The organism is Christiangramia sediminis, from assembly GCF_020552705.1.
Lineage (GTDB): Bacteria > Bacteroidota > Bacteroidia > Flavobacteriales > Flavobacteriaceae > Christiangramia > Christiangramia sediminis.
On sequence record NZ_JAJBZG010000001.1, the window covers coordinates 898,319 to 915,229 of the forward strand.

Consider the following 16,911-nt stretch of genomic DNA (forward strand, 5'->3'; position numbering starts at 1 on the left):
AACAAAAATCTAAAACACAGATATTGTTATTGTTTGATCTTGGAAGCTAACAGATAAATAACAGCCATTCTCACCGCGACTCCATTTTGAACCTGGTCAAGTATGATCGCATGTTCTGAATCTGCAACATCACTGGTGATTTCTACTCCGCGATTTATAGGTCCCGGGTGCATTACCACAATTTCCTTATTTAGACTGTCCAGCAGTTTTTTATTTAACCCAAATTGTTTTACATATTCACGAGTGCTTGGGAAATAGCTAATATCCATACGTTCATTTTGAACTCTTAGCATATTTGCCACATCACACCACTCCAGTGCTGCTTTCAAGTTCATCTCCACTCCTACTCCCAGTGACTCTATATGTTTTGGTAATAAGGTTTTTGGTCCACAAACTTTAACTTCTGCTCCCTGCATTTTCAGAGCGAAAATATTCGAAAGAGCTACCCGGCTATGTAAAATATCGCCAACAATAACCACTTTTTTACCTTTTACATCTCCTAATTTTTCTCTAATGGAATAAGAATCCAGGAGAGCCTGGGTGGGATGTTCGTGTGCACCGTCACCGGCATTTATGATACTTGCCTTAACGTGCTTGGAAAGAAAAATCCCTGCACCGGGATTTGGATGGCGCATTACCACCATATCCACTTTCATTGAAAGTATGTTGTTGACTGTATCTATTAAGGTTTCCCCTTTCTTAACTGAAGAAGATGCCGCAGAAAAATTGATCACATCAGCACTAAGTCGCTTTTCGGCAAGTTCAAAGGAAAGCCTTGTTCGGGTACTGTTTTCAAAAAATAGATTTGCAATAGTAATATCTCTTAAAGAAGGGACCTTTTTAATTGGTCTATTAATTACCTCTTTAAAATGATCGGCTGTTTTGAAGATAAGTTCTATATCCTCAGGTTTAAGATATTTGATTCCTAATAAGTGATCTACACTTAATTCGCTGCTCATTTTTTATCTATTTTGAAATAAGGTAAACAGCATCTTCCCCATCGTTCTCCTCCCAGCTTACCTTTACTTTTTCTTCATTAATTGCATCTACCTGTCTGCCATTATAATCCGGCTGAATTGGTAAATGTCTGCTGAATCTTCTGTCTATCAAACTTAAAAGCTCTATTTCACTGGGTCTTCCAAATGATTGAATTGCCGTTAGTGCTGCTCTAATACTTCGGCCGGTATAAAGTACATCATCAATAAACACGACCCGCTTATCCTCAACCACAAAATCTATCCTGGTTTTATTGGCTTCCAGAGGTTTTTCTCCTCTTCTAAAGTCATCCCTGTAGAAAGTAATATCAAGTTGACCCGTTTTAATATCTTTCAAACCATACTCTTGTTTCAGAATCTTTTCTAATCTATTGGCAACATAAATTCCTCTGGGCTGAATGCCAACAAGTACGGTATTTTTAAAATCGGTATGTTTTTCAACCAATTGACAAGCCAGGCGATGTAGAATAATATGGATTTGGTTTGAGTCAAGTAGTACTTTACGGCTCATAAGACTATTTGTAGATTGCAACAAAAGTAATGTTTTTTTTGGATTGAATAATATCTACAAGCTATCTTATAAATTCAAGACACTTAACAAATTTCAGATTTTCGTAAATTTAAGTAGTAGGAAATTTTACACTGCAGGAAGTTCTTAAAATTTAAATTTTATAAGTCGTAAATCATGTATAAAAGCAAAGAAATTAGATGGTTCTCTCGTACAGAAGATCAGTCCATTAGTAGATGGTTTGAAGAAAACGGTTTTACCTTCGAAAATTCAGATGCCCGTACCGATTATTATCTCCCGCTTCAGAATCAGAATGGTATCGGAATTAAACTTAGAGAAGGCTATATCGAGATAAAACAACTTATAAGTAGATCGGACAGAGAAAAGTTGGCGCCATCTGTAAAAGGTTATTTTGAACATTATATAAAATGGAGTTTTACTTCCGCGGAAGAAGACCCGTTATTTGATGAAATAATTAAAGAAGAAAAGTATTCCTGGCTTGCCGTGAGAAAAGAAAGAATAGGTTTTAAATTGAAAGAAAATCAAAACGGAAGTATCATAAGAGTAAAAATGGACGAATATCCTGACTTTGGCTGCCAGGTAGAATATACCCGGTTAAAAGTTAAGGATGAACTTTGGTATACCCTGGGTCTGGAATGGTTTGGAGAGAAAGAATTAAAATTTGATTTTTCATTGCTGAATAAAATTTTTGGGGATCAACAATTAGAAGAAGAAAACTCTATGGGGTATTCAGCCTTCTTAAACAGATTCCAGGCTCCTGAAGTGGAATGAATCAATTGCTAGAAGCTTCAATTTTGTTTAAAAATTCCTGGATTTCCTTCTGCACAACTTCAGTATCCCTGGATTTTATATCACTCCCTATAAAATGAGTGCCTGGTGTTTTTAATGCTTTTAAAACTTTTAACGAATCTGGAGTAGAAAATAAAGTATAAGCATCCCTGTATACACTTACCTCGACATGCTGATCTTCTTCCAGGAAATTCTTATGATAATATAAAGTGAGTACGGGCACGTTAATTTTCTCAAAAGTTTCAGGCAACATGGTAGTCTCCACCAAAAGCTGCAGATCTACCAGGGCACTAGACGGGTAAATGGTATCCCAGTATTGTCGGGCTTTTTCTTGCTCATGCTCGATCTTTTTGTTTTTTCCGAAAGAAATAAGATTTGCGATCTCATAACCCCAGGGAGAATTAAGCACAAAAGTACCCGGCTGATCATCCTCCATATTCGGAGATAGATTAATAAGTGCATAAACTTTTTCAGGATAAGTGGCGGCTAATTTGAGTGCCAGAGTTCCTCCTGTTGAAGTGCTCATTATGATCACTTTCTCCCCTATTTTGTTTCCTATTTGCAGAGCTTCTTTTGCAGATCTCCAGGCACTCTCCCCATCAAAATTATTTAAAGATGCCGGGGGTTTCAATCCGTAACCAGCCCATCTGGCGAGATATAAATTTGCCCTGAGAGAATCTGCAATATTTTGATTCACAGGGTAAGCGTCTCTGTAACTTCCGGCAAATCCATGTAAATAGACGATACTATACTCTGTTTTTTCCACATTTCCCTGCCAGACTATCCTTGCCTGGTTGTCTTCCCTTACGGGCAAAGAATCTTCACTTTTATTTATATAAGTTTCCAAAGCCTCCAGGCTGGAAGGTAATTCCGGTAATTTTTTCGAATAAACAGGACTTTCGGGGATAGGTCCTGAGAAGTAAGTGATGGTCATTCCCAATATCAATAACAGAACAACCCAGTATCTTTTTTTCATGGTCAATGATAAGGATTTTTTCCACTATGCATTGCTAAACTATTGTGAAATGCCTACATGAAAAATATTCAGATTCACTTAAGTTTTCTGTTTCAATTAAAATGAATTATAAAACAGAACTGTAATATTTTGAGGATCTCTTCCTTGACTTTAATTAAGCTCCCCCATTACGCATATTGAATCAAAATAACTAAATTGAGTGCTTATCCATTATTCTCCAGAAAGATGACCAAATTTTTCCCACCAGTACAATTAATAAAACTAATGAAAGAATTCTTCTTAATGCTATTTCCAGGCATTCTAGCTTTTACAGGTTTTGCACAAACAAAAAATATCCCAGAACTTATAAAAGGCGCACCTTCGATTGAAGGAAAAACAGAATATTTAAACTCTCCTTTTGTAGAAGCGGGAGATCGATTATATGTGGTAGGCCATCAGGACGGTAGTTTTCCAGAATTGGGCTGGCACATTCCGGGAGAAATGGGTGGTGTTTGGAACCATCCTATTAAATTATTTGACGGATTTGAGACTGAAATAATAGTTGGAAAGGATACGATTATACTTAATAGGGCTGATGCTTTCATCAACTATCCTATAGCCAGTCAGCATAAATTTAAGCTTGAGAAACAAAATTTAAGTGTTGATCGCTGGCAATTTGTTTCAGATAAATCTCAGAGCCTGGCGATCCAATTAGTACTTATAAATCATTCTGGTGACCAACAGGAGCTTCAATTGATATTTAAAGCCTTTTCAGATCTAAGGCCAACCTGGCTGGGTGAGAAAACTGATATGGTTGACGGTCCTGATAAAGCCGCTTTTAATGCAAATACAGGCTACTGGGTGATTAAGGACAGTATTAGTCCCTGGAGTGCAAATTACAGGGCTGAAAAAGAGGCAGATTTTAATAAAATAATTCCTTCAGAATATAAAGGTATGGGAACTGGTACACTACTGGGGTATAATTTATCAATTCCCCCGAACCAGAAGGAAGTGATCACTTTTTACCTTGCAGGATCTTACAATTCCGTTTCAGAAAGCATAGAAAATTTCAGAAATATTGAGAAAAATCTGGAAAAAGAAATAATTGTTAAAAAAGAAAAATATCAAAAGCTGGCCAGTAAATCGAAGCTTACAATTGAAGATAAGGAGCTACAACAAACCTTTGAATGGCTCAAATATAATTCGGCCTGGCTGGTCCAGGAAGTTCCCGAAATAGGAACAGGAATTACTGCTGGTATTCCCGATTATCCCTGGTGGTTTGGCGTAGACAGCGAATATGCTTTAAAAGGATATATGGCAGTGGGCCAAAAAGAGGCTGTTTACAAAACGATTAAACTACTGGATAGTGTTTCTATGGCTGTAAATGGAAATGGAAAGATCATCCATGAAATGTCTACCAATGGCGCTGTTTTTAATAAGGGAAATATAAACGAAACACCACAATTTGCTTCACTTATCTGGGAGGTCTATAAATGGAATGGGAACAGAGAATTCTTAAAAGAATATTTTCCAACTATCAAAAAAGGTTTGAAATGGCTGCTTGAAGAAAATGATAAAAATAACAACCTTTTTCCTGATGGTTTCGGAATGATGGAAATTCATGGACTTGACAGTGAGATGATAGATGTGGCGGTTTATACCCAAAGAGCTTTTGAAGATGCCGCCAGAATAGCTGCTGAACTGGATCAAAAAGAAATTTATAAAAAGTATACCGAAATCGCCAGCCAGCTAAAAAACAAAATCAATTCTGAATTCTGGTCAGCTGAATTTGGTTCTTATGCCGATTTCATTGGAACCGATGAACAGGCAATTAGATTAATAGAAGATGCTATTGTGAGGGCAGATACTTTAAACAAACCCTGGTCTGTTAAAGAGCTAAAGGATAAAAAGAAATATATTCTGAACAATCCTTCCCGGGAAGAGCGTCCTTTCGTACTACATCACAACTGGGTGGTAAATACGCCAATGGAAATGAAAATCGCCGACCCTGAAAAGGCGAAGATTGCCCTTAAAACTGCAGAAAAATTCACGAATCCGTTTGGAGTCTTCGTAACAGGGATAGACCGGGATGAACAAGTTAGCAAAGATGAAGCCTCTTTTAAAGGAAGTAAGTCTTTTTCTTATACCGGAGCGGTAATGACATTACCAACGGGCGTTCAGGTGATCGCTGAAAACAATTATGGCAACCCCGATAAAGCTTTGGATTATTTACAACGTATGAGTAGGTCTTTTAGCTACGCATTTCCTGGAAGCATGTATGAGGTTTCTCCAGATTATGGGATGATCACGCAGGCCTGGAATATCTATAGTTTTGCCATTCCTGTGGTGCAGCAGTTTTTCGGAGTTCAACCCATGACTTCTGAAAAACTGGTCACTATAAAACCACAAATGCCGGCTGAATGGAATCCTGCCTCCCTCGAAAATGTAGAAATGGGAGATAATGAAATTTCAGTTTACCATACGGGTTCTAGTGTAAAAGTGACCAAAACCAATCCCGACTGGAAAATAAAACTCATCATGCCCAAGGCTTCTTATCATGAACCTGAAAGCAACATACAATTACAAGAAGACGGTGAAAGCTTTATTTTCTCTACCTCTGCCAATGAGATGGAAATACGAAAAAAACTTTCAAACTAAATAAGTTGATATTTTAATATTGGATTTTGAGGTTTAAGCGGTAGAGTATTTTATTAATTTTTAATTTTCAATAGTAACAAACTATAAAATGTAGCGTCAATATTAAAAACGCATACCATTTTATATTATGAAAAAATTACTCCTTTTTTTAGTATTTCTCAGTCTGGGCTATACTGCCAGCGCCGAAGAAAAATTTATTACCACCTCTGACGGTGTAGAACTATTTGTAAAAATTGAAGGTACTGGTATTCCCTGTTTATATATACACGGCGGGCCGGGATCGGGCAGTTACTGGTTTGAAAAATTCTTTGGAGATTTCATGGAAGAACATTTTACCATGATCTACCTGGATCAACGTGGGGTTGGAAGATCTGGTAGTTCTGAAAATGGAGATTATAGCATGCAAAGGTTGACTCAGGATTTTGAAGAGGTTCGAGAGTCCCTGGGAATAAAGAATTGGTTGACATTGGGACATTCTTTTGGAGGTCTCTTACAAATGGGATATGCTGAAAATTATCCCCAGGCTCAAAATGGAATGATGATGATCAATGCCACTTTGCATTTAAATGAAAGCTTCTGTCAAAGCTGGGCTCCGAAAGCTTCTGAATTTTTAGGCGAGAATTATGTAGGCTGTAAAAATGATACACTTCCGCTTATGGAAAGAATGGGTGTTCTTGGAAACAAACTAAGGGAAAAAGACCTTTTCTGGAAAATGGCTTATGCAAATAAAGAGAATCAAGCGATCATGGATAGCACCTGGAATGAAGTTGAAAACTGGAATTTTGATCTTGGAAATAAGGTTTGGGCTTATGAAGATTACTGGAGAAATTTTAAACCAAATACAAAAGAAGTTTCTATACCTGTTTTATTTTTTTATGGAACCAAAGATTATATGGTAGGTCCAGATCATTACAAGGAAGTGCAATTTCCTGATATGATACTTTGGAAAAGCGAGGTGGGACATATCCCGTTCCAGGAGAATACAGAGGATCTTAAAAAAGCAATTTTATTTTATAAAAACCAATTATCAGTTTTAAATCATAATTAATAAGAAAAACAGAATAATTTTCAAAAGAGATCTAAGATATAAGTAATTTTTTCACCGCATTAATTTTCTGTTGATCCATAGGTTTGTAAATCACATCATACACTAAAGGATGATTGTTAACAAAGTTTATTTCTACTGGGTTTTGTGAAAAGGTAAGAATAAATATTATGGGCTCCACTTTAATTTCCTGATTGTCTAATTCATTTAAAAAATCAATTGCATCCATCACAGGCATATTAAGATCTAAAAAAATTAAGGGTTTATAATTAATTTCTTTTAAGACCGACAGTAACTCCTTTGCCGTACCAAACTTTAAGATTTCATATTCTGGAAACTCAGACTTAACTATCTTAGTCTGAATGGCATTAATTATATCCTCATCATCAACTAAAAAAATTTTCTTAAAATTCATGCAATAAAATATTTAAATAAATTGTGCGCGCAGTTTTTAAAAATTGGCTTATTATAGTCAGATAGAAATTATACTCATTTTAAGTTTCTTCATTTTAGTATTTTAAGTTGATAATAATATTTTTTCAGGTTTTAACTAAACTAAGGAAAATACACTATCTCTTTTAGTTCGTATAAAAAGCTGTTTATATTTCTGTAATCTACAATCCCTATTAACATAACTTCGCAATTGAAAGGCGACTATACTAAAGAATACTTCTTCATAAATTATAAGATCCAAATTTAATAGCCAATACAGTTAATATTATACTGGAATAAACATAATTAGTTTTCTAATTTGGCGCAATTATTTATTTTTTTAAATTATTACCAAAGAAAAAGGATTTTTTTAAACAATATTTCACATAAAAACTGCTTTTTGTGTTTTTTTAGCATTTATTTTAAAAATTTTTCATTGTTTTTATTTATTTTAGGGTTATTTGTATTTATAATTTAATTTCTATTAGTTTTTAATTTTAATTCAGGAATTGTTTTTCCCACAAATCTAATTTTTGAACTTAATCTATTTTATTATGCCATTTAAGTCAATATATGTTATCGATGACGATGAAATATTTCAGTTTATGATTAGGAGGAGCATCAAGGCGATAGACGAAAACATAAAAGTAAAAGTTTGTTCAAATGGCAAAAAAGCAATTGCTGAACTTAAAAATGAAATGGAAGAAATCCCCGACATAATTCTACTGGACATTAACATGCCAGTTATGGATGGTTGGGAATTCTTAAGGCATTATTCAAAAGTGAAATCAAAGGTCAAAAAGGATATTTCAATATATATGGTATCGTCCTCTGCAAATCCTTCAGATATTGATAAAGCAAAAGATATTCAGATTTTATCAGGGTATATCCCAAAACCCATAGACCGAAACGAACTTAAAAAAATTATTACCGAGACACCTGAGAACCACTGGAAAATTTCCTATGCTTAATAACAATTGCTACACCCCTTAAATATTTACTAGCCGCTATAAGAAGTTATTAAGGCTAAAGCCTGTTAAAGTTTACAGATTACATGAAGTTATTTGACCCCCCCCTTCAAAATGAGTTATACCAACAGATATGCAAAGATATTTCGGTGTTTTATTTCCTTCAGAAAAATGCAATCAGTGGTTTTTTTCTATATGATCTGAAAAATGATTTCTGGCTGGATCCAAAATTACTTGAATCACTTGGGTATGATTTTAAAAATCATAAAATTAAAGATAACTCCAGGGAGTATATTTTTAAGGATGATCTTAAAGGTCTAGAACGGAATATTGAAGATGTTTCAGAATTTGACTCTATTTTAAGATTTAAAGATTCTGCTGGTAATACCATCCAAATGAAGTCCCATTTTAAGTTAGCAGCAGGGAAGGACGAGAATTCTCTGATTTTAATTGGTGCCCTAAATGAAGTAATTAGATCCCCTAGGAAAGATTTGAACCCGGACCAGCAATTAAAAAGATATGCCCGAATAATTGAAGGTACAAATATAGGTCTGTGGGAATGGAATATTCAAAATGGAGAAACAATCTTACATAAACAATGGGCTAATGTATTAGGATATACCCTTGAAGAGCTACAGCCGATTTCAGCAGACACCTGGAAAAAGCTTTCCCATCCCGAAGATCACCTTAAATGTGATGAATTACTAAATAAGCATATAGAAGGCAGATCAGATTTTTATGAATGTGAATGCCGTATGAAACATAAAAACGGGGAATGGATTTGGGTTGAGGATAAAGGGAAGGTAGTAACCTGGACTAGTGACGGTAAACCTGAATGGATGACTGGCTTTCATGAAGATATCACAGAGATGAAAGAAAGGTTAATAATTAAAAAGACGTTTATAGAAAATGCTCCCAGCGCCATTGCCATGTTCGACACTAACATGAATTATATAAAAGCATCAGATAAATGGCTCAAGGATTATAACATTAAAGATCATAAAATCAAAGGAAAAAATCACTATGAATTATTTCCTGAAATTGAAGATGAGTGGAAGAAGATCCACCAAAGATGCCTTAATGGAGAGATCATAAAAAAAGAGGAGGATTTGTTTCTAAGGGAAGACGGAACCAAGACCTGGCTTAACTGGGAGGTTAGACCATGGTTGAATGCAAATAATCAAATAGGAGGACTTATAATGAATACCACTGATATAAGTCACACGATGAAACTCGAAAAAATAGCCGAAGAGAAACAACATTTTCTAGAAACCATTTTAAGAAACATTGATGTAGGTGTTATTTCCTGCGATAAAGAAGGTAATCTTACTCTTTTTAATAAAGCCACCAAGGATTGGCATGGCTTACCGGCTACAGATATACCACCTTCAGAATTTGCAGATTACTATGGTTTATTTAAAGCAGATGGGGTCACCCCTTTTACAACCAGCGAAATACCATTAATTAAAGCCCTTAATGAAGGATCTGTAGAAAATGAAATAATGGTAATAAAGCCCAAAAATGCGCCTGACAAAATAGTTTCTATAACTGGTTCTCAGTTAAAGAATGATGCGGGGAAAGTATCAGGTGCAGTAATTGCTATGCATGATATTACCCAGCAAAAAAAGGCTGAGGACGGCTTAAGGAATATTATTGCAAAAATGCAAGCGATCCTTGGAGCCAGTTCAAAAACAATTGTAATCGGAACCGATACCAATGGCCTTATTACATTTTTAAATAAAGGAAGTGAAAAGCTCCTTGGGTACAGCAAAGAAGAATTATTGTATAAAGGAAATCCCGGAATGTTCCATATTGAGGAAGAGCTTGTGGAGTTACATAAGGAGTTACTTGCTAAAACAAATAAGTCTCTACAGGGTTTCGACTTATTTAAGGAACTTGTTAGACAGGGACAGTCTACAAGAAACTGGACCCTAAAAAAGAAAGATGGTACAAAATTTCCTGTACAATTAACTATAACCTCCATAAAAGAGGGAGATGAGATAGTAGGCTATTTAGGTGTAGGTGCAGATATCAGTGACCTTAAAAAAACTGAAAAAGAGCTTCAATCAGTGCTCAAAGTATCTCAAAATCAAAATGAACGATTAAAGAATTTTGCTCATATAGTTTCGCATAATTTGAGATCTCACTCAGGGAATAATTCAATGTTATTTGAATTATTTCTGGAAGAAAATCCTGAAGCAAAGGGTGATGAAATGATGATACATTTGCAAACAGCTTCAAAGAATCTAAAAGAAACTATAGACCACTTAGGCGAAGTAGTCATGATAAATACTTCATTAGATGAAAGCTTCATTAAGCTCAATCTTTCAGAATATATCAATATGGCTATAAAAAATATAGAGGCCCTTGCTAAGAGCTCTGATGTCGTTATTGAAAGTCAATTACCTACTGACATTGAAATATTAGGGGTGCCAGCTTACCTTGATAGCATCATTCTTAATTTCCTAACCAACGGCATCAAATACAGCTCACCAAAATGAGATAGTTATATTAAGCTAAGTACAGAAAAGACAGCTAATAATGTGATATTGGAGATTGGAGATAACGGTCTTGGAATAGACTTAAATAAACATAGAAGCAAACTTTTTGGAATGTATAAAACTTTTCACACGCACAAAGATTCCAGGGGTATTGGACTTTTTATCACAAAAAACCAGGTTGAAGCTATGGGTGGGAAAATTGAAGTGGAAAGTGAATTAAACAAAGGAACTACCTTTAAAATATATTTTAAATATGAAAAAAATTGATCTTGCCTGTATCATAGACGATGACCCGGTCTTTGTTTTTGGAGCAAAAAAGATTATGGAACTTGGTAATATCTGTAAAAGTTTCATGGTGTTCCATAATGGTGCGGATGCTCTTTCCAGCTTAAAATCTATTATTTCTACCCGGGAAAAATTACCCGATTTTATTTTGCTGGATATAAACATGCCCATTATGAACGGATGGGAGTTTCTGGATGAGTTTATAAAGATTCCTTCTCATAAAACCATAACCATTTATATTGCAACATCCTCTTTAGACCCCCTGGATTCCCATAAAGCAGCATCTTACTCTGATGTAAAGAATTATCTTATAAAACCAATTAATATAGAGCAACTAAGACAAAAATTATTAGAGCAGGATTAAAAGAAGAAATACCTTTTTAAGAAGCATCCATAAAAAAACCTCCTTAGTTGCCTAAGGAGGTTTTTACTTATAAATATCAGGAAAGATTACTTCTTACCTTCCATTTTGTCTTTCAACGCTTGAAGATCAGCATTTACATCACCAATAGTAGTGGCGCTGTCTTTGCCTTGCGTAGCTGATTTCTTAGCAGCCTGCTTAACAATTTTTTGCTCTTCTTCTTTGTGAATAACCATGTGAGAAGCTACCACTCTTTTGAATTCTTTGTTGAATTCAATGATCTGGAATTCTGCTTCTTCACCTTTTTTCAATTTACTTCCGTCTTCTTTTTCAAGATGTCTCTGAGGAATAAATGCAGTGATATCTTCATTGAAGTCGATAGTAGCACCTTTGTCTACGATCTCAGTGATCTCTGCAGTATGCTTAGATCCAACACCGAAGTCTTTTTCATATTTATCCCAAGGGTTATCCTCGATCTGCTTATGTCCAAGAGAAAGTTTTCTACCTTCTACATCAAGTTCAAGAACTACAACTTCAAGCTCATCACCTACGTTAGTAAATTCTGATGGATGCTTGATCTTCTTAGTCCATGAAAGATCAGAGATATAGATAAGACCGTCGATTCCTTCTTCTAACTCAACGAATACACCGAAGTTAGTGAAGTTACGAACAATACCTTTATGCTTAGAACCTACAGGATATTTAGAAGTAATATCAGTCCATGGATCCTGGCTCAATTGCTTGATACCAAGAGACATTTTTCTGTCATCTCTATCTAAAGTAAGGATCTGTGCTTCAACCTCATCACCAACATTTACGAAATCCTGAGCTGAACGCAGGTGCGTGCTCCAGGACATTTCAGAAACGTGGATAAGACCTTCAACACCTTCAGCAACCTCGATAAATGCACCGTAATCTGCGATTACAACTACTTTACCTTTTACATTGTCACCAACTTTAAGTTCCTCGCTAAGCGCATCCCATGGGTGCTGGCTTAATTGCTTAAGACCTAACTGTATTCTAGACTTAGACTCATCAAAGTCAAGGATTACTACGTTCAATTTCTGATCAAGTTCAACGATCTCATTTGGATGGTTGATTCTAGACCAGCTAAGATCTGTAATGTGAACAAGTCCATCAACTCCTCCAAGGTCAACGAATACACCGTAAGAAGTAATGTTCTTAACAGTACCTTCAAGTACCTGACCTTTTTCAAGCTGCCCGATGATCTCTTTCTTCTGCTCTTCGATATCTGCTTCGATAAGCGCTTTGTGAGATACCACAACATTCTTGAATTCATGGTTAATTTTAACCACTTTGAATTCCATGTTCTTCCCAACGTAAGCATCGTAATCTCTAATTGGCTTCACATCGATTTGTGAACCAGGTAAGAAAGCTTCGATACCAAATACGTCTACGATCATACCACCTTTGGTACGACATTTAATGAATCCATTCACTACCAGACTTTCGTCATGAGCAGTGTTTACTCTTTCCCAAGCCTTGATTACTCTCGCCTTACGGTGAGAAAGGATCAATTGTCCGGTAGAATCTTCGCGAACGTCGATCAATACCTCAACATCATCACCTTCTTTAAGGTCTGGATTGTAACGAAATTCGTTAAGAGAAATAACTCCCTCACTCTTTGCGTTGATATCAATAATTGCATCACGATCTGTAATATTAATTACTTTTCCTGTTACAACTTCATCATCTAAAGTGTCTACGAAATTTTCGGCAACTAGCTTTTCAAACTCTTCCAGCTTTTCATCGTCGATAGGATCTATCCCTTCTTCGTAGTTATGCCAGTTAAATTCTTTTAGAAATTTTTCAGGATTTTCCTGTTGCTTTTCTGCTTCAGGTTGTGAGTCTGTAGCCATTCCAGCTACATCCTGTACTTCAAGATCCTGAGTTTCTTTGTTTGTGTTTTCTTCAGCCATTACTGACTCCTAAATTTGTATTCTGTGTTTCTTCGGAAATCTTTCAGCAAAACAGAAACTACAGAAGTTGTTTATAGTTTTGATTTTCAACCCCTTTTGGATTTCCGGTCTTCTGCCAAAAAGGAGTGCAAAAATACGCAACTAAATAAAAATCCGCAACTAATATTTAAATTAATTGCGGATAGTATTTATTAGGTTTAGAGAACTAAGAATTCACTTCAGCAATCTTATCCCTGGCTATTTTAAGTACCTCCTCAAACTGGTCGTCTAATCCCATGCTGGAATTATCAAATTCTATAGCATCTTCGGCCATTATCAACGGAGAGTCTTCCCTTGTAGAATCCATATAATCCCTGTCTTTTACATTCTGCAGAACCTCATCAAAATTCACATCATCTCCACGACCTTTTAACTCATCATATCTTCTTTGAGCTCTCTTTTCTGTTGAAGCGGTCATAAATAACTTTAATTCTGCATCAGGAAATACAACCGTTCCTATGTCACGACCATCCATCACTACTCCTTTACTTTTCCCCATTTCCTGCTGTTGTTCTACCAACATTTTTCTCACCTCTGAAATCGCAGATACTTTACTTACCTGCTGGGAAACCTCCATATATCGTATTTCTTTTTCAACATTTTCATCATTCAAAAACATATGGCCGTATCCAAGGTCTTCATCAAATTCAAAACGTAAACTAATAAAGGGTAAATGTCGCACGATAGCTTCTTTATCAAAATTTCCCTCAGAAACAAAAACCTTACGCATCATATAAAGAGTAACAGCCCGGTACATAGCACCTGTATCTACGTAAACATAACCTAATTCCTTCGCTAAACGCTTCGCTACGGTACTCTTACCTGTAGATGAAAATCCGTCAATTGCTATCGTAATCTTTTTATCCATGTTAATTTATTTCTTTTGCAAAGGTACTTTTTTATAAAAGCTATTCTAGTTATTCATAAAATAAGCCCCTTAGCCGGGCTTGTATCTTATAGCTTCTTAGCATTTTTCACATTCTGATCTGTGATGGCTATATCTATTACGTCACTCATTTCTTTCACGTAATGAAAAGTGAGCCCTTTGACGTACTCATCTTTGATCTCTTCAATATCACGTTTGTTATCTTCACAAAGAATGATTTCTTTAATTCTTGCTCTCTTCGCAGCAAGGATCTTTTCTTTAATACCACCCACTGGTAATACTTTACCTCTTAAAGTGATCTCACCGGTCATGGCAATGCTTTTCTTCACTTTTTTCTGAGTGAAAAGAGAAACTAATGAGGTCAGCATGGTTATTCCTGCACTGGGACCATCTTTAGGGGTTGCACCTTCAGGCACGTGAATATGTACATTATATTGATCAAATATGGAAGGCGTTATGCCTAATCTCTCTGCGTTGGCTTTAATATATTCCATAGCGATGGTGGCCGACTCTTTCATTACTTTCCCCAGATTACCGGTAATACTCAAATTACCTTTTCCTTTTGAAAGTATAGACTCAATAAAAAGAATATCCCCGCCCACACTGGTCCAGGCAAGTCCTGTTACCACTCCTGCAACATCATTATTCTCATATTTATCACGTTCCATTTTAGGACTACCCAGGATCTCAATAATATCCTCGTCTGAGATCTTGATATTGTACTCCTCCTCCATCGCGATATTCTTGGCTGCATATCTCACCACTTTGGCGATCTGTTTCTCAAGCGCACGAACACCAGATTCACGGGTATATCCTTCAACGATCTTTTCAAGTTGTTTTTTACCGATTTTAAGATGATCTGCATTCAACCCATGTTCTTCAAGCTGCTTTGGAAGTAGGTGTCTTTTCGCGATCTGAACTTTCTCTTCTATAGTATATCCGGTAACATTAATGATTTCCATACGATCTCTCAATGCGGGCTGAATGGTACTTAAGGAGTTACAGGTCGCAATGAACATTACTTTGGAAAGATCGAATCCCATTTCAAGGAAATTATCATGAAATTCAGAATTCTGCTCAGGATCTAAAACCTCTAATAGGGCTGAGGAAGGATCCCCCGCATTTCCCATGCTTAACTTATCTATCTCATCCAGCACAAATACAGGATTACTGGTTCCTGCTTTTTTCAAACTCTGAATAATTCTACCTGGCATCGCTCCAATATATGTCTTCCGGTGACCTCTAATCTCTGCCTCATCACGAAGTCCTCCTAGTGAAATTCGCACATATTCTCTTCCCAGAGCTTCCGCAACAGATTTACCCAGGGAAGTTTTACCTACTCCAGGAGGCCCATAAAGACAAAGAATTGGAGATTTCATGTCGTTTCTCAGCTTTAAAACAGCGAGATATTCAATGATCCTTCTCTTTACATCATCAAGACCATAATGATCACGATCAAGAATTCTCTTGGCTCTCTTAAGATCGAATTTATCTTTACTGAACTCGTTCCATGGAAGATCCAGGAACAGATCCAGATAGTTTCTTTGAATAGAATATTCCGCAACCTGCGGGTTCATTCGTTGCATTTTGGAAAGCTCTTTCTCAAAATGGTTCTGAACCTCTTCTCCCCACTGCTTATCCTTAGCTCTGTCCCGCATTTCAACGATCTCTCCTTCATGAGAAACACCACCTAGTTCTTCCTGGATGGTTTTCATTTGCTGGTGAAGGAAATATTCCCGCTGCTGCTGACTCATATCACTTTGCACCTTGCTTTGAATATCATTTTTGAGCTCCAGTTTCTGGTTCTCTGTGTTCATATGCTTCAAAGTTGCAAGAGCACGCTCCCTGAGATCGTTCATCTCAAGTAATTTTTGTTTTTCCTCAACACTTAAACTCATGTTGGAGGATACAAAATTGATCAGGAAAGAATCACTTTCAATATTCTTGATCGCAAAAGATGCTTCTGAAGGAATATTAGGACTACCCTTAATTATTTGAAGAGCCAGATCCTTGATCGAGTCGATAATTGCAGAAAACTCGGCATTATTTTTTTCTGGCCGGTTATCTGGAATTTCGGCAACCGTAGCGTTCATATAAGGCTCTTCCGTCACTACCTGCGTTATCTGGAATCTTTTCTTTCCCTGGATGATCACCGTGGTATTCCCATCTGGCATTTTCAAAACCCTAAGAATTCGGGCTACTACCCCAACCTTATTAATATCTTTTGAAGTTGGATTCTCAACTTCTTCATCTTTTTGAGAGACTACCCCAATTATTTTACTTCCGTTATTCGCTTCATTAATTAGCTTAATAGAAGCATCACGTCCTGCGGTAATTGGGATTACCACTCCAGGAAACAATACAGTATTTCTTAAGGGAAGTATAGGCAGAGTTTCGGGCAGATTCTCGCGATTTATTTCTTCTTCATCTTCAGGCGTCATTAAAGGGATTAATTCTGCATCTTCATCAATACCCTGCAATGACAAACTGTCAATATTACTAAACTTTGTTTTCGCCATAATTTTATT

14 protein-coding genes are annotated in these 16,911 nt (G+C 36.2%); 7 read left to right on the forward strand and 7 right to left on the reverse strand.

The genetic code is table 11. The annotated features are described in order from the left end of the window. Nucleotides 1-26 precede the first annotated feature (26 nt). On the reverse strand, nucleotides 27-959 hold the full coding sequence (locus LGQ90_RS04205) for an aspartate carbamoyltransferase catalytic subunit (protein WP_229338411.1): 933 nt from the start codon (nucleotides 957-959) through the stop codon (nucleotides 27-29). Between the two features lie 7 nt (nucleotides 960-966). Further along, the gene (pyrR, locus tag LGQ90_RS04210; RefSeq protein ID WP_229338413.1) at nucleotides 967-1,506 is read right to left on the reverse strand and encodes a bifunctional pyr operon transcriptional regulator/uracil phosphoribosyltransferase PyrR; all 540 of its coding nucleotides are present in this window, start codon (nucleotides 1,504-1,506) and stop codon (nucleotides 967-969) included. Nucleotides 1,507-1,680: 174 nt separating this feature from the next. Here pyrR and LGQ90_RS04215 point away from each other — a divergent pair, with 174 nt between their 5' ends. Continuing rightward, the gene (locus tag LGQ90_RS04215; protein WP_229338415.1) at nucleotides 1,681-2,295 is read left to right on the forward strand and encodes a hypothetical protein; all 615 of its coding nucleotides are present in this window, start codon (nucleotides 1,681-1,683) and stop codon (nucleotides 2,293-2,295) included. Between the two features lies 1 nt (nucleotide 2,296). On the opposite strand, the gene LGQ90_RS04220 is transcribed toward LGQ90_RS04215, so the two are convergent. Then, complete coding sequence (locus LGQ90_RS04220) at nucleotides 2,297-3,289, reverse strand: alpha/beta hydrolase (protein WP_229338417.1); 993 nt, start codon at nucleotides 3,287-3,289, stop codon at nucleotides 2,297-2,299. Between the two features lie 264 nt (nucleotides 3,290-3,553). On the opposite strand from LGQ90_RS04220, the gene LGQ90_RS04225 reads away from it, so the two are divergent. Then, nucleotides 3,554-5,926, forward strand: coding sequence for an alpha-L-rhamnosidase-related protein (locus LGQ90_RS04225; protein WP_229338419.1), 2,373 nt, complete (start codon nucleotides 3,554-3,556; stop codon nucleotides 5,924-5,926). Between the two features lie 127 nt (nucleotides 5,927-6,053). After that, nucleotides 6,054-6,974 (forward strand): alpha/beta fold hydrolase, encoded by a 921-nt coding sequence (locus tag LGQ90_RS04230; protein ID WP_229338420.1) that lies wholly within the window; start codon nucleotides 6,054-6,056, stop codon nucleotides 6,972-6,974. A gap of 31 nt (nucleotides 6,975-7,005) precedes the next feature. Here the strand turns inward: LGQ90_RS04230 and LGQ90_RS04235 are convergent, their stop codons facing one another. Beyond that, nucleotides 7,006-7,386, reverse strand: a complete 381-nt coding sequence (locus LGQ90_RS04235; RefSeq protein WP_229338422.1) for a response regulator — start codon at nucleotides 7,384-7,386, stop codon at nucleotides 7,006-7,008. Nucleotides 7,387-7,957: 571 nt separating this feature from the next. Between LGQ90_RS04235 and LGQ90_RS04240 the strand changes: the two genes are divergently transcribed. The 4 genes from LGQ90_RS04240 to LGQ90_RS04255 all read left to right on the forward strand — a co-directional run bounded on the left by LGQ90_RS04240 (nucleotide 7,958) and on the right by LGQ90_RS04255 (nucleotide 11,521). Beyond that, the gene (locus tag LGQ90_RS04240; RefSeq protein WP_229338425.1) at nucleotides 7,958-8,374 is read left to right on the forward strand and encodes a response regulator; all 417 of its coding nucleotides are present in this window, start codon (nucleotides 7,958-7,960) and stop codon (nucleotides 8,372-8,374) included. Nucleotides 8,375-8,457: 83 nt separating this feature from the next. Continuing rightward, on the forward strand, nucleotides 8,458-10,872 hold the full coding sequence (locus LGQ90_RS04245) for a PAS domain-containing sensor histidine kinase (protein ID WP_229338427.1): 2,415 nt from the start codon (nucleotides 8,458-8,460) through the stop codon (nucleotides 10,870-10,872). 42 nt (nucleotides 10,873-10,914) lie between these two features. After that, complete coding sequence (locus LGQ90_RS04250; protein ID WP_229338429.1) at nucleotides 10,915-11,139, forward strand: ATP-binding protein; 225 nt, start codon at nucleotides 10,915-10,917, stop codon at nucleotides 11,137-11,139. Further along, a complete protein-coding gene (locus tag LGQ90_RS04255) occupies nucleotides 11,126-11,521 on the forward strand; it encodes a response regulator (RefSeq protein WP_229338431.1) in 396 nt (131 codons plus the stop codon). Before LGQ90_RS04250 ends, LGQ90_RS04255 begins: the two co-directional genes overlap by 14 nt. Before the next feature lie 86 nt (nucleotides 11,522-11,607). Here the strand turns inward: LGQ90_RS04255 and rpsA are convergent, their stop codons facing one another. The 3 genes from rpsA to lon form a co-directional block, all read right to left on the reverse strand. Beyond that, complete coding sequence (gene rpsA, locus LGQ90_RS04260) at nucleotides 11,608-13,458, reverse strand: 30S ribosomal protein S1 (protein WP_229338433.1); 1,851 nt, start codon at nucleotides 13,456-13,458, stop codon at nucleotides 11,608-11,610. A 205-nt stretch (nucleotides 13,459-13,663) separates the two neighbouring features. Beyond that, nucleotides 13,664-14,365 carry a (d)CMP kinase gene (gene cmk, locus LGQ90_RS04265; protein WP_229338435.1) on the reverse strand — a complete coding sequence of 234 codons (702 nt, stop codon included), beginning with the start codon at nucleotides 14,363-14,365 and terminating at the stop codon, nucleotides 13,664-13,666. Between the two features lie 86 nt (nucleotides 14,366-14,451). Next, nucleotides 14,452-16,902: an endopeptidase La gene (gene lon, locus LGQ90_RS04270; RefSeq protein WP_229338437.1), complete on the reverse strand. Its 2,451-nt coding sequence runs from the start codon at nucleotides 16,900-16,902 to the stop codon at nucleotides 14,452-14,454. Between the last annotated feature and the right edge of the window lie 9 nt (nucleotides 16,903-16,911).

Coding starts and splice junctions, on each gene's coding strand:
- LGQ90_RS04205 (WP_229338411.1), bottom strand. CDS start 959: ATGAGCAGCGAATTAAGTGTAGATCACTTATTAGGAATCAAATATCTT.
- pyrR (WP_229338413.1), bottom strand. CDS start 1,506: ATGAGCCGTAAAGTACTACTTGACTCAAACCAAATCCATATTATTCTA.
- LGQ90_RS04215 (WP_229338415.1), top strand. CDS start 1,681: ATGTATAAAAGCAAAGAAATTAGATGGTTCTCTCGTACAGAAGATCAG.
- LGQ90_RS04220 (WP_229338417.1), bottom strand. CDS start 3,289: ATGAAAAAAAGATACTGGGTTGTTCTGTTATTGATATTGGGAATGACC.
- LGQ90_RS04225 (WP_229338419.1), top strand. CDS start 3,554: ATGAAAGAATTCTTCTTAATGCTATTTCCAGGCATTCTAGCTTTTACA.
- LGQ90_RS04230 (WP_229338420.1), top strand. CDS start 6,054: ATGAAAAAATTACTCCTTTTTTTAGTATTTCTCAGTCTGGGCTATACT.
- LGQ90_RS04235 (WP_229338422.1), bottom strand. CDS start 7,386: ATGAATTTTAAGAAAATTTTTTTAGTTGATGATGAGGATATAATTAAT.
- LGQ90_RS04240 (WP_229338425.1), top strand. CDS start 7,958: ATGCCATTTAAGTCAATATATGTTATCGATGACGATGAAATATTTCAG.
- LGQ90_RS04245 (WP_229338427.1), top strand. CDS start 8,458: ATGAAGTTATTTGACCCCCCCCTTCAAAATGAGTTATACCAACAGATA.
- LGQ90_RS04255 (WP_229338431.1), top strand. CDS start 11,126: ATGAAAAAAATTGATCTTGCCTGTATCATAGACGATGACCCGGTCTTT.
- rpsA (WP_229338433.1), bottom strand. CDS start 13,458: ATGGCTGAAGAAAACACAAACAAAGAAACTCAGGATCTTGAAGTACAG.
- cmk (WP_229338435.1), bottom strand. CDS start 14,365: ATGGATAAAAAGATTACGATAGCAATTGACGGATTTTCATCTACAGGT.
- lon (WP_229338437.1), bottom strand. CDS start 16,902: ATGGCGAAAACAAAGTTTAGTAATATTGACAGTTTGTCATTGCAGGGT.